Source organism: Micromonospora sp. NPDC000121, assembly GCF_042899165.1.
GTDB lineage: Bacteria > Actinomycetota > Actinomycetes > Mycobacteriales > Micromonosporaceae > Micromonospora.
This window is the reverse complement of sequence record NZ_JBIAZP010000001.1, coordinates 1,104,454-1,117,051: the sequence shown is the minus strand read 5'-3', so window position 1 is coordinate 1,117,051 and position 12,598 is coordinate 1,104,454. Positions and strand designations below refer to the sequence as shown.

Here is a 12,598-nt window from a genome sequence, read left to right as displayed (position 1 = left end):
CCGGTCCCGATTTGTTGCGTACCGTGCGAACAACCCCATTCAAATTACACGCGTGTAATGCGTGCGCCGTCAAGCCGAACTTGATAATGGAGTCGCCCTCCCGACAACACTCCGGACGACCACCCGGCCGCCCGGCCTCGCAACCTGCCCTATCGATTCAGACCCCGGCCGAGTAACGCCCTCTCCGGCGAGTTGCCCGAGATTTCTCCCGTGGCGCTTCCCCGCCGGCCCGACCGGACAGGCCGATGGAGACCCCCGAAAGACCACCCACCAGATGGTTGATCTTGGTGGGGCAAAGGTTAACCCGAGTTCGCGCCGACCGCCCGTCGAGCCGGAAACGACCGACAGCCTCCCGCCCACAATGTGGACGGAGCGCCGCGGCGGCCGGTGCCGGCCGGCCCCGCCGGAAAGCCGGAGGCGCGCTGGTCGGCCGGACGAACCCGGCGACCAGGCCGCCGGCGACGGCGACCTGGTCGGCCGGCATCCGGTCGTCCCACCAGACGGTACGGACGCCGGCGGTCAGATCCGGGCGGACGGCACTGTGGGACGCCCCTCCCGCACCCGGCGCTCCCGGACGTCGGGTGCGTACGCGGATCGTCGGGTCGACTGACCTCGATCTCCCCAGACCGTGCGGTTCCGTTCCATGTAGAGCACCGAGGCGCCGTGCCGCCGCCGAGAGCGACGACGCCACCGCGCCGTGCAGATCCTGAATCCGAGTGGCGAGCGCCCGCACGTGTGCGAGTGCCCGCGCTCGTCCGCTCCCGAGGAGTCAGGACGGCCCCGACACGTCGGCGGCGCCCCGGCCCCGGCGTCGGAGAAAGCTGTTCTGATTCGCGGTGGTGAATTCGACCGGTGGCTGACGCCGGCCCGTCCACACCGTCGTTGTCGATATGGAACTCGTATCCCACGCCGTCGCCGAACCCGAAGAAGCCGACCACGCGAAATGGGTTGGAGGCTGGGCCGGGCACCGGGAACCCCGCCGGGCCGGCGGCGGGGAAAGGCTCGACCCTAGGGCCGGGGATGGCCGTACGCGGTCGTGCGCCGGCGGGCCGGGCGTCCGGCGGCCGCCGCGATGGCGACCAACTGCTCCTCGGTACGCGCCGAACCGTTGCCGGAACCGGCCATCCGGGAAATCGTCTCCTCCATCAGCGTGCCGCCGAGGTCGTTGCAGCCGCCCCGGAGCATCGCCACCGTGCCCTCGTCGCCGAGCTTCACCCAGGAGCACTGGATGTTGTCGATCCGTTCGTGCAGCAGCAGCCGGGCCATCGCGTGCACCACCCGGTTCTCCCGCCAGGTCGGCCCAGGCCGGGCGAGGCCGGCCAGGTAGATCGGGGCGTTGGTGTGCACGAACGGCAGCGCCACGAACTCGGTGAAGCCGCCCGTACGGTCCTGCACCCCGGCCAGCACCCGGAAGTGCGCCAGCCACTGCGCGGGGTGGTCCACGTGGCCGTACATCATGGTGGAGCTGGACCGGATGCCCAGCTCGTGAGCCGTGCCGACCACCTCGACCCAGGCGGCGGCCGGCAGCTTGCCCTTCGTGAGCACCCAGCGCACGTCGTCGTCGAGGATCTCCGCGGCGGTGCCCGGGATGGTGTCCAACCCGGCCTCGCGCAGCCCGGTCAGCCACTCCCGCACGGACACGCCGGCCTTGGCGGCGGCGGTGACGATCTCCATCGGCGAGAACGCGTGCACGTGCATCCCCGGCACCCGCGCCTTGATCGCCCGGATCAGGTCGGCGTAGATCGTCACCGGCAGCTTCGGGTCGATGCCGCCCTGGAGGCAGACCTCGCTGGCGCCGGCCGCCCACGCCTCCTCGGCCCGGTCGGCGACCTGCTCCACCGAGAGCCGGTACGCGTCGGCGTCCCGCTCCCGCTGTGCGAAGGCACAGAACCGGCAGCCCACGTAGCAGACGTTGCTGAAGTTGATGTTGCGGTTGACCACGTACGTCACGTCGTCGCCGACCGCCGCCCGGCGGACGTCGTCGGCGAGCCGGCACAGCTCGTCCAGCGCCGGCCCGTCGGCGGCGAACAGCGCCAGCGCCGCGTCGGCGTGCCTCGGCTCCAGCAGCGCGGCCGGGTCGTCGGCGGCCAGCCGCAGCCCGGCCCGCAGGTCGCGGTCGGTGCCGCCCCCGCCGCCGACGCTGACCTTGCCGGCCACCTCGGACCAGTCGCCGTAGACGTGGTCGAAGTCGCCGCGCCGGTCGCCGGTGCGCCCGGTCGTGTCGATGGTGGCGTGCAGGTCGGTCCGGCCGCCGTACGTCTCGTCCGGCTCCTGCCAGGGGCGCCCCACCGGCCGCGCCTCCTCGACGGCCAGCCCGGTCGCCGGGTCGGCCAGCGCGCCGACGTGCGGGAGGAGGCGCGGATCGAGCCACGGGTCGCCGGCCCGTACGTACTCGGGGTAGATCGTCAGCCGCTCGCGCAGGGCGAAGCCGGCCTTCTCCGTCTGCCGGGCCAGCTCGTCCAGGTGGGGCCAGGGTCGCTCGGGGTTGACGTGGTCCGGGGTCAGCGGGGAGACCCCGCCCCAGTCGTCGATTCCGGCGCGCAGCAGCAGGTCGTACTCGCCCTCGATGAGGTTCGGCGGGGCCTGGATGCGGGCCTTCGGCCCGAGCAGCACCCGGGCCACCGCCACAGTGGCGGCCAGGTCGTGCAGCTCCGCGTCGGGCATCCCGCGCATCGCCGTGTCCGGCTTGGCGCGGAAGTTCTGCACGATCACCTCCTGGAGGTGGCCGTACTCCCGGTGGGCGCGGCGGATGGCGAAGATCGCGTCGACCCGCTCGGCGGGGGTCTCGCCGATGCCGATCAGGATGCCGGTGGTGAACGGCACCCCGACCCGGCCCGCGTCGTCGAGCACCCGCAGCCGTACCGCCGGCTCCTTGTCGGGCGAGCCGAAGTGCGGGCCGCCCGGCTCCGACCAGAGCCGCGTCGCCGTGGTCTCCAGCATCATGCCCATGCTGGGCGCGACGGGCTTCAGCCGCTGCAACTCCGACCAGGACAGCACGCCCGGGTTCAGGTGCGGCAGCAGCCCGGTCTCCTCCAACACCGCCACCGCGCAGGCGCGCAGGTAGTCCAGCGTGGAGTCGTAGCCGCGCTCGTCCAGCCACTGCCGGGCCGCCGGCCAGCGCTCCTCCGGCCGGTCGCCGAGCGTGAACAGGGCCTCCTTGCAGCCCTGGGCCGCGCCCGCCCGGGCGATGGCGAGGACCTCGTCGCGGTCGAGGAACGCCGCCGGCAGCCGGTGCGGCACGGTGGCGAAGGTGCAGTAGTGGCAGCGGTCCCGGCACAGCCGGGTGAGGGGGATGAAGACCTTCTTCGAGTACGTCACCACGCCCGGCCGCCCGGCCTCGCGCAGCCCGGCGTCGCGGACGGCGCCGGCGACGTCCAGCAACTCGTCCAGCGCGTCGCCCCGGGCGCTCAGCAGCGCGGTGGCCTCGTCGACGTCGAGCGCCCGCCCGGTCGCCGCCCTGCGCAACGCCCGCCGCACGCTCGCGTCACTCGGGCCGGACTCGGTGCGATCAACCATCCGCCCAGCCTAAGTGCTCGCTCGCCCCACCCCGGCCGGCCGCCCCACACCGTGAACAAGCGCACCCACCCTCGCCCACCCGGACCGCCCCGGCACGCCACAGCGTCACCACCCCCAAACCAGCCCACCGAACCAAAGCGCCCAACCGCCGGGGCGCCGGGGCGCCGGGGTGCGGCAGTGCCGGGGTGCGGGGGTGCCGGACGCCGGGGCGCCGGACCGCCGGGCGCCGGGGCGCGGGATGCCGGAAGCAGGAGCGCCGGGGTGCCGGACCTCCGACCGCCGGACCGCCGGGGTGATCAAGAGGTTTTCGTCCAGGGGAGCGCTTCCTCGGGACCAAAACCTCTTGATCAACGGATCGGCGGCCGGGGACCGGGGTCGGCGGCTGGGGGCTGGGGGCTGGGGGCCGGGGCTGGGGGTTGGGGGTTGGGGTTGGGGAAATGCGAGCGCCCCGCACGGGGGCGTGCGGGGCGCTCGGGGACGGTGGGGCGCCGGTCAGCGCGGGGCGTCGGGGTACTCGCCCGGGTTGATGCGCTGGGTGTGGTCCGGCTCGCCGTCGGTCGGGCGCGGAATCGCCTGGGTGGGCTCGACGGACTGGCGCGGGATGGCCTGGGTCGGTTCGGCCGACGGCGGCGGCCCGAACGGCGGGGCGGTCGGCGACGACCCGAACGGGGGCGCCGACTGCGGTGCGGCGGCGGCCGGCGGGCCCGACTGCGGCGCCGGGGTGAACGGCGGGGTCGCCTGCGGGCCGCCGAACGGTGCCGGCTGCTGGCCGTACGGGGCGCCGTACGGGCCGGGGGCCTGCCAGGCGCCCTGCTGGCCGGGGATCGGCTGGCCCGGCTGGCCGGGGATCGGCTGGCCCGGCTGGCCGGGGATCGGCTGACCCGGCTGGCCCGGGGCGGGGTAACCGCCCTGCTGCGGCCAACCGGGCTGCGGCTGGCCGTACACGCCGGGCTGGGGCTTCGGGCTGGGAACGAAGTAGAGGGTGCGCCAGATCTTGAAGACGACGAAGGCGCCCAACCCGAGCAGCGCCAGCCAGGCGACCCGGACGAGCAGACCGGTGAATGCCTCGAGGACCTCGCCGGCGGCCAGCAGGTCGACCGTCCAGACCAGGAAGGTGAGCGCGCCGAGCAGGGCGCTGAACGCGTACTCGCCGAGGGCCACCTGCGTGATCAGTTTCGCCTTCGGCGTCGTGGGCCGCACGTGCGTGGCAAGCAGCACGGCGAGCACCGGCAGTGCCGCCGCCTCCATGCCGACGAAAGCGGAGAAGGCGCTGCCCGCCCGGCCGGCGAAGGGCACGTACTCGGTCGGCGTCAGCAGGCGGATCAGGCCGACGAAGAGGAACACGGCGTTCGCGCCGAGAAGCACGAACGCGGCGAGTTCTCGCAGCGGCTTGGTCAGCTGGCTGGCCTCCGTCGCGTCGGTCGACGCGGGCTCGGCGGGGCTGGTCACGGGATCCCCCTCGGGGCGATAGCGGACAGTTGCCGGGGTGAGCCTAGTCTCCCGGCCCATGCGCGGATCGGAGACGGTCCGTGCGCGAGGATGTGAACATGCGCATCGTGGTTCTGACGGGTGGCATCGGGGGCGCCCGCTTCCTGCTCGGCGTCCGGGCGTACGCCCGCGAGGTCGACGCCGAGGTGACCGCCGTGGTCAACGTCGGCGACGACCTGTTCCTGCACGGGCTCAAGGTCTGCCCCGACCTGGACAGCGTCATGTACACGCTGGGTGGCGGCGCCGACCCCGAGCGGGGCTGGGGCCGCGTCGACGAGAGCTGGACCGTCAAGCAGGAACTGGCCGCGTACGGTGCCGAGCCGACCTGGTTCGGGCTCGGCGACCGGGACGTCGCCACCCATCTGGTGCGCACGACCATGCTCAACGCCGGCTACCCGCTGCACGCGGTCACCGAGGCGCTGGCCACCCGCTGGCAGCCCGGCGTACGCCTGCTGCCGGCGACAAACGACCGGCTGGAGACCCACGTCGTGGTGAGCGGGCCGGCGGTCGCGAGCGGCACCGACGCGGACGGCACCGACGGCGGGCAGCGGGCGATCCACTTCCAGGAGTGGTGGGTGCGCCACCGCGGGAACGTCCCCACCCACCGGTTCGTCTTCGTCGGCGCGGAGACCGCGAAGCCGGCGCCCGGCGTGGTGGAGGCGATCGCCGGGGCCGACGTGGTGCTGGTCGCGCCGAGCAACCCCGTGGTGAGCATCGCCCCGATCCTCGCCGTGCCCGGGCTGCGCGAGGCGGTCGCCGACGGCGCCGCCCCGGTGGTCGGCGTGTCCCCGATCATCGGCGGCGCGCCGGTTCGGGGCATGGCGGACCGCTGCCTGGAGGTGCTCGGGGTCGAGTGCAGCGCGGCCGGGGTGGGTAGCCTCTACGGCGGCCGGGCGGCCGGCGGGCTGCTCGACGGCTGGCTGGTCGCCGAGGAGGACGCCGGCGTCGTGGTGCCGGAGGTGACGGTTCGCGCCGTGCCGCTGCTGATGACCGACGAGACGGCGACGGCCGCCATGGTCCGCGCCGCGCTGGAGCTGACGTGAGGCTGGAGATCCTGCCGGTGCTGGGCATCGGCCACGTGTCCGAGGGCGACGACCTGGCCGCGCTGATCGCGAACGCCGCGCCCTGGCTGCGCGACCGTGACGTGCTGGTGGTGACCAGCAAGATCGTCTCGAAGGCGGAGGGCCGGCTGGTGGACGTCCCGGCGGACGGGCCGGAGCGGCTCGCCGCGCGGGACGAGGTGCTGGCCGCCGAGACGGCGCGGGTGGTGGCGACCCGGGGCGCGACCCGGATCGTGCAGACCCACCACGGCTTCGTGATGGCCTCCGCCGGGATCGACGCCTCGAACGTCGACAAGACCCGGCTGGTGCTGCTCCCGGCGGACCCGGACGCCTCGGCCCGGGCGCTGCGCGCCGCCCTGCGGGACCGCTACCAGGTCGACGTCGCGGTGATCATCACCGACACGATGGGCCGGCCCTGGCGCAACGGGCTCACCGACGTGGCGCTCGGCGTCGCCGGCATGGACGCGATCCGCGACCACCGGGGCGAGGTCGACCCGTACGGCAACGAGCTCCAGCTCACCCAGATGGCGGTCGTGGACGAGCTGGCCGGCGCGGGCGAGTTGATCAAGGGCAAGTGCGACCAGGTGCCTGTCGCCGTGGTGCGCGGCTACCTCACCGCGACCCGGCCGGACGACGGCGCCGGCGCGGCGGCGCTGGTCCGGGACGCCGCGATGGACCTGTTCTCGCTGGGCACCGCCGAGGCGAAGGCGGCCGGGCTGGCCGCCGCCGCCACCCTGCCGGACGCCCCCAACCCGACCCCGCCCGACCCGGACGCGGTACGGCGGGCGATCGCCGCGGTCGCCGGCGTGGTCGCGTCCGGCACGGAGTTCACGCTGGTCACCGACGAGGCCGTACGCGCCGGGATGGTCGCCGCCGTGCCCGGCTGGCCGGCGGAGGCGACGATGCTGGTGCTCGGTTCCCAGGCCGCCCCGGCCGGCCCGGCCGAGCTGGTCCGCTTCGGCGCCGACCTGCACCGCCTGCGCGCCGCCCTGGCGGCGGAGGGCGTCGCCTCGCTCCCGCTGCCCCCGCCGACCGACACCCCCGCCGCCGCCTGCCTCGCCCTCTGACGGGCCTCCCGCTGCCCCCGCCGACCGACGCCCCCGCGCCGCCTGCCTCCCCTTTCTGACGGGCCTCCCGCTCCCGTTCCCCGCCCCAACGGCGCACGGGTGCGGAGCGGACGGCGCGGGACGCGGGGATTGGCGGCGCGCGGGTGCGGAAGGGACGGCGCGGGACGCGGGGACCGGGCCGGGCGTCAGGTGTTGAGCATGGCCCGCCCCAGCGGGGTGAGGGTGTGCAGGACGGTGTTGCGGTCGCGGTGGCTGACCAGCAGGCCGGCGTTGCGCAGCACGGTGGCGTGCTGGCTGGCGGCGGCCGGTGAGATGTTCAGCCGGCGGGCCACCTCCCCGGTGGTGCAGCCGTCGTCGCTGACCTCCAGCACGGCGGCCCGGGTGCGGCCGAGCAGCGCGGCGAGCGCCTTCCGTCCGGGGTCGGGCGTGCCCGGGCCGGCGCCCTCGCCGGGTGCCGGCAGCAGGCCGCCCAGCCGGTCCACCGGGTAGACCAGGACCGGGGGCAGCGCCGGGTCGAGCAGGGCCACCGGGGTGGGCGCGCAGAAGAACGACGGCACCAGCAGCAGGCCGCGCCCGTCCAGGTGCAGCTCGCGGCTGTGCGGATAGCCGCGGACGTGGAGCACCCCGGACTCCCAGTGCATGACGGGCCGCAGGCTGGCCAGCAACCCCTCCACCCCGCCGTCGAGCAGCGCCCGGGCCCGGCGGGACCGGTCGGCCTCCACGGCCGCCTGGATCCGGGCCCAGTACGGGTCGATCGCCAGGTCGCGGTACTGCGCCATCGCGCCGGTCAGGTCGCGCAGCGTGCCCGGCTCGCCGCGGGCCAGCGCGGTCGCGCCGGCCGGCAAGGGGCGGCCGGTGGCGAGCAGCGACAGGTCGCGTTGCAGCAGCGACACGGGAGTGCTCCGGACCGCCTCCATGCCGGCCTCGAAGCCGGACACGCTCTGGTAGGGGGTGAGGAAGTCGGGGAAGTAGCCGCGGGGCGGATTGAGCGACAGGAGGAGCCTCAGGCCGGGGGACCCCCTGCCCTGGCGCAGCGCCTGGGTCACGCTGCGCCGCCAACCCGCCAGCAACGGGTCCCTGTCACGATCCGGCAGCAGGTGCAGACTGAGGACCAGTTCCCACACCGGGTCCGCCGCCGGAGCCACCCGGGTCCGGAGGATGTCCTCGGCGGAGAAATAGATCTTCAGCATGGAGTGCTCCCGTGTCGCCCCGGCAGGGGGATGCCGGGTGACCGTTGCAGCCTACCCGGGCGGCACTTATCTCCGTCTTTAAGCCTGAGCTGAAAAACCTCGACGTCCATGGTGGGGGTTGGGCATGCTTCCACTGCCCGCGCACGGGGGCGGACGCGTCGGCGACGCGCCCGCGGACCGGGGCGTCCCGGGGGATGGGGAACACCGGCGGCCGGGCGGCACCACGAGGGTCTGCGGGCCTGCTCCGCAGAGGTGCCGCCCGGCCGCCGTCGTTCCCCGCGCCGATTGGCGCCTGCCCGTTCACCCCACCCAGAGCGCCACGCGGTGGTCCTCGTCGGTGACGTAGAAGGTGCGCCCGTCCAGCTCGGCCAACCCCTCCACGTGGTGGAACGGCGCCAGGTCCGCCACCATCTCGCCGGGGACCAGGTGCCCGTCGCCGGGCGGCGGGAACCGGACGTGCCGGGAGGTGACGTCGCCGCCGGCCGGGTGGTCGTCCAGCAGCACCGAACCCTTGCCGAGCGCGTCGATGGACCCGGCGACCGCCGCGTAACCGCCGTCGTCGGTGAGGGCGATCGCCCGGAAGCCGGCGAGCGCGCCGGGCGGGGTCACCCCGGTCAACACGTACGCGCCGGTCGCCTCCGGCCAGCTCGGCACGGGGTCGAACATGCCCGGCACGCCGGTCAGCTCGACCAGGATCGGCTCGCCGTCGGCCGTGACCGGGAAGCGCAGTCCGATCAGGACGGTGCCGGCCGGTGTGAAGGCGGCGGCCTCGACGTTCAGCGGCAGGTCGTCGGGGACGAGTCGGCTGACCCAGCCCTTCGACCGGGCGGTGCCACGCGCGACGGTCTCGCCGATGAAGCGGGCCCGCACCCGCGCACCGGGCGGCAACGGGGTGAACGGCGCCTTGAGCAGGGCGTCGTTGACCGCCCGGTGCAGCCGGAACCGGTTGCGCACCACCTGCACCGGCAGCGTGCCGCCCGTCGCGTCGTCCTCCCGGAACCGGGCCACGAAGGCGCGTCGCGGGCGCAGCGGCCCGCCCTTCGAGCCGAAGTGCGAGCCGAAGACGTAGACCCAGCCGTCGTGGTGGGCGAGGGCCTCGCCGTCCTCCGTCCGGCCGTTCTCCGCCCCGGCGTCGGCGGTCACGTGCCGGGCGACCCACTCGCCGTCGTCGCGTTCCAGCAGCAGGGCCAGGCAGCGCTCCACCGGCCCCTCGTCGAGCACCGTCCAGAAGCCGCGCCGGGCGCCGTGCGCGCGCAGCAGCGGCGCGGAGCGTACCGGTAGCAGGTCGCTGGCCTCGTTGCCGGCCACGACGAACTCCAACAGTCGCAGGGTCACCCGGCCAGGGTACGAACCGCCGGCTCGTACAGTGTCGGCATGCCCGACTTCCCCACCGCCGCCGCCGACCCCAGGACGTCACCGCCGACCGACGCCGAGGTGTACGCGGCGCTGCACGCCGACGCCGTCGCCACGCTGGAGCGCTGGGAGCCGACCGGCCCGGCCGCCGCCGAGGCCCGGGACCGCACCGTGCGGCTGCTGGCCGCCGGGCCGGTGGCGATGAGCCGGGCGCACCGGGCCGGGCACGTCACGGCGAGCGCGCTGGTGCTCGACGCCACCGGCTCGCGGGTGTTGCTCTGCCTGCACGGCAAGTTCCGGAAGTGGGTGCAGCTCGGCGGCCACTGCGAGCCGGCCGACCGGACCCTCGCCGGCGCCGCCCTGCGCGAGGCCGGCGAGGAGTCCGGGATCGCCGGCCTGCGGATCGACCCGGTCCCGATCGACGTGGACATCCACCCGGTGAGCTGCCAGGGCGGCTCCCTGCACTACGACGTCCGGTTCGCCGTCCTCGCCCCGCCCGCCGCGACGGAACGGGTCAGCGACGAGTCCGAGGCGCTGGCCTGGTTCCCGCCGGACCAGCTGCCGGAGCCGCTGGCCGGCGGGACGGCGAAGCTGGTCGCCCCGGCCCTGGCGACGCTCAGACGAGCCCCTCTTCGCCCCGCTCCTTGAGCTCGTCGACGATCTTCTTGACGTCCTGCGCCCGGTCGCGCGGGCAGACCAGCAGCGCGTCCGGGGTGTCGACGACGATCAGGTCGTGCACGCCGACGGTGGCCACCAGCCGACCGGAGTGGGGCACCACGACCAGCCCGGAGCTGTCCCGCAGCAGCACGCCCGGCTTGGCGTCGCCGCCGAGCACCACGTTGCCGTCCGGGTCGGCCGGCAGCACCTCGCCCAGCGTGTGGAAGTCGCCGACGTCGTTCCAGCCGAAGTCGCCCGGCACCGTGGCCACCCGCCCGGCGGTCGCCGCGCCCTCCATCACCGCGTAGTCGACGGAGATCTTCGGCAGCGTCGGCCAGACCGTGCCGAGCACGTCGTCCTGCCCCTCGGTGCCCCACGCCTCGGCGATCGCGACGATCCCGGCGTGCAGGGCGGGCTGCTGGCGGGCCAGCTCGGCGAGGAACACGTCGACCCGCCAGACGAACATGCTGGCGTTCCAGAGGTGCCGCCCGGAGCGCAGGTACGCCTCGGCCACCTCGGCGCTCGGCTTCTCCTTGAACTCGGCGACCGGGCGCAGCGGGCCGCCGTCGACCGGGTCGCCGGTCTGGAGGTAGCCGTAGCCGGTCTCGGCCCGCGTCGGGGTGATGCCCACCGTCATCAGCAGGCCCTGTTCGGCGCCGCGTACCGCCTCCCGGACGACCTCCCGCCACCGCTCCGGGTCGCCGATCAGGTGGTCGGCCGCGAAAGAGCCCATCACCGCCGCCGAGTCGCGCCGCGCGATGACGGCGGCGGCCAGGGCGATCGCCGCGCAGGAGTCCCGGGGCGACGGCTCGACCAGGATGTTCTCCTCCGGCAGCCCGGCCAGCTGGCGCGCCACCGCCGCGACGTGCGCGGTCCCGGTGACCACCAGGGTGCGCTCGGCGGTGGTCAGCGGGCCCAGCCGCTCGACCGTGGCCTGGAGCAGCGAGGCGGCGGAACCGGTCAGCGGGTGGAGGAACTTGGGGTGGCCGGCACGGGACAGCGGCCACAACCTCGTGCCGCTGCCACCCGCCGGGATGACGGCGTAGAGCATCAGCACATCATGCCCGAACCCCGCCCGCCCGGACGCCGGGTTGCCACCCGGCGCTCCGGGGTCAGGCCCGCGCCCGGCTCCAGGCCGCGATGTGCACCTCGGCGCTGGACTCCCAGGTGAACTCCTTGGCCCGGTTGAAACCGGCCTTGGCCAGGGACAACCGCCGCTGCTCGTCGTCGAGCAGCGCGGCCAGGTCGGCGGCGATCTGGTCGGGGGCCTCGCTGGTGTACGCGACCGCGTCGCCGCCCACCTCGGGCAGCGACAGCCGGGGCGTGGTGAGCACCGGCGCGGCGCACGCCATCGCCTCCAGGATCGGCAGGCCGAAACCCTCCCCGTAGGACGGGTAGGCGGCCACCAGCGCCCCGCCCAGGAAGCCGGGCAGGTCCGCGTAGCGGAGGTAGCCCGGGCGGAGCAGCCGCAGGTGCGACGGGACCTCCGCCACCGCGCGGTCGATGTCGTCGTCGTGCCCCTGGCCACCGGCGACCACCAGGGCCGGCGGGTTCTCCCGGTCGGCGACCGCCCGGGCCCAGCCGCGGATCAGGTTGGGCACGTTCTTACGCGGCTCCTTGGCCCCGAGGAAGGCGACGTAGCTGCTGCCGCCGAGCCCCAGCCGGGCGCGGACCCGGGCCTTCTCCTCCTCGCTGGGCGCGTGGAAGGCGGCGTGGTCGACCCCGTGGTACGCCACGTCGATCCGGGTCGGGTCGGCGTCGAGCAGCCGGATCAGCTCGTCGCGGGTGGCCTTGCTCGGCACGATCACCCGGTCGGCGCGGCGCAGGGACGTCTTGATGGCGCTGCGGAAGAACGTGCGCCGGGACTTGTCGTAGTGCTCCGGCTCGGTGAAGAACGTCGCGTCGTGCACGGTCACCGTGACCGGGCAGCCGGCGCGCAGCGGGCAGGTGTAGAAGGGCGAGTGCAGCACCTGCGCGCCCACCTGCTGGGCGAGCAGCGGCAGGCCGGTCTGCTCCCAGGCGAGCCGGGCGGGACGGTGCGCGACGGCGGCCGGGGCGGGGATGATCTCCGCGCCGGGCAGCATCCGGGTGTAGCGCTCCAGGTCGGTGCGGAGGCTGACCACGGCCAGCTCCACCCCCGACCCGCACACCTTGCCGAGGGCGCCGAGCAGGCCGTCGACGTATCGACCGACACCGCCACGGTCGGCGGGGACACTCGTGGCGTCGATGAGCACGCGGGGCGGGCGACCGGCGGTCACGGGGCGAC

General features: G+C 74.9%; 9 protein-coding genes. 3 read left to right on the top strand and 6 right to left on the bottom strand.

The annotated features are described in order from the left end of the window. Nucleotides 1-1,008: 1,008 nt before the first annotated feature. Both ACFY23_RS05395 and ACFY23_RS05390 read right to left on the bottom strand, forming a co-directional pair. The gene (locus tag ACFY23_RS05395) at nucleotides 1,009-3,516 is read right to left on the bottom strand and encodes a bifunctional FO biosynthesis protein CofGH (RefSeq protein ID WP_350682573.1); all 2,508 of its coding nucleotides are present in this window, start codon (nucleotides 3,514-3,516) and stop codon (nucleotides 1,009-1,011) included. A 492-nt stretch (nucleotides 3,517-4,008) separates the two neighbouring features. Next, nucleotides 4,009-4,965, bottom strand: a complete 957-nt coding sequence (locus tag ACFY23_RS05390; protein ID WP_350682575.1) for a hypothetical protein — start codon at nucleotides 4,963-4,965, stop codon at nucleotides 4,009-4,011. 98 nt (nucleotides 4,966-5,063) lie between these two features. On the opposite strand from ACFY23_RS05390, the gene cofD reads away from it, so the two are divergent. After that, entirely contained in the window at nucleotides 5,064-6,047 is a 984-nt protein-coding gene (gene cofD, locus ACFY23_RS05385; protein WP_350682577.1) for a 2-phospho-L-lactate transferase, read from the top strand. Further along, nucleotides 6,044-7,132, top strand: coding sequence for a coenzyme F420-0:L-glutamate ligase (locus ACFY23_RS05380; RefSeq protein WP_350682579.1), 1,089 nt, complete (start codon nucleotides 6,044-6,046; stop codon nucleotides 7,130-7,132). Before cofD ends, ACFY23_RS05380 begins: the two co-directional genes overlap by 4 nt. A 185-nt stretch (nucleotides 7,133-7,317) precedes the next feature. On the opposite strand, the gene ACFY23_RS05375 is transcribed toward ACFY23_RS05380, so the two are convergent. Both ACFY23_RS05375 and ACFY23_RS05370 read right to left on the bottom strand, forming a co-directional pair. After that, nucleotides 7,318-8,322 carry a helix-turn-helix domain-containing protein gene (locus ACFY23_RS05375; protein ID WP_350682581.1) on the bottom strand — a complete coding sequence of 335 codons (1,005 nt, stop codon included), beginning with the start codon at nucleotides 8,320-8,322 and terminating at the stop codon, nucleotides 7,318-7,320. Between the two features lie 300 nt (nucleotides 8,323-8,622). Beyond that, complete coding sequence (locus ACFY23_RS05370) at nucleotides 8,623-9,657, bottom strand: hypothetical protein (RefSeq protein WP_350682583.1); 1,035 nt, start codon at nucleotides 9,655-9,657, stop codon at nucleotides 8,623-8,625. A 39-nt stretch (nucleotides 9,658-9,696) separates the two neighbouring features. Here ACFY23_RS05370 and ACFY23_RS05365 point away from each other — a divergent pair, with 39 nt between their 5' ends. Next, entirely contained in the window at nucleotides 9,697-10,323 is a 627-nt protein-coding gene (locus ACFY23_RS05365) for an NUDIX hydrolase (protein WP_350682585.1), read from the top strand. Here ACFY23_RS05365 and ACFY23_RS05360 read toward each other — a convergent pair. After that, on the bottom strand, nucleotides 10,292-11,383 hold the full coding sequence (locus ACFY23_RS05360) for a sugar phosphate nucleotidyltransferase (protein ID WP_350682587.1): 1,092 nt from the start codon (nucleotides 11,381-11,383) through the stop codon (nucleotides 10,292-10,294). The two genes, ACFY23_RS05365 and ACFY23_RS05360, sit on opposite strands and share 32 nt — an antisense overlap. Before the next feature lie 61 nt (nucleotides 11,384-11,444). Then, nucleotides 11,445-12,590: a glycosyltransferase family 1 protein gene (locus tag ACFY23_RS05355; RefSeq protein WP_350682589.1), complete on the bottom strand. Its 1,146-nt coding sequence runs from the start codon at nucleotides 12,588-12,590 to the stop codon at nucleotides 11,445-11,447. Between the last annotated feature and the right edge of the window lie 8 nt (nucleotides 12,591-12,598).

Bases quoted from the DNA above. Each gene is read 5' to 3' on its own strand.
- ACFY23_RS05395 (WP_350682573.1), bottom strand. From the start codon at position 3,516: ATGGTTGATCGCACCGAGTCCGGCCCGAGTGACGCGAGCGTGCGGCGG.
- cofD (WP_350682577.1), top strand. From the start codon at position 5,064: ATGCGCATCGTGGTTCTGACGGGTGGCATCGGGGGCGCCCGCTTCCTG.
- ACFY23_RS05375 (WP_350682581.1), bottom strand. From the start codon at position 8,322: ATGCTGAAGATCTATTTCTCCGCCGAGGACATCCTCCGGACCCGGGTG.
- ACFY23_RS05365 (WP_350682585.1), top strand. From the start codon at position 9,697: ATGCCCGACTTCCCCACCGCCGCCGCCGACCCCAGGACGTCACCGCCG.
- ACFY23_RS05360 (WP_350682587.1), bottom strand. From the start codon at position 11,383: ATGCTCTACGCCGTCATCCCGGCGGGTGGCAGCGGCACGAGGTTGTGG.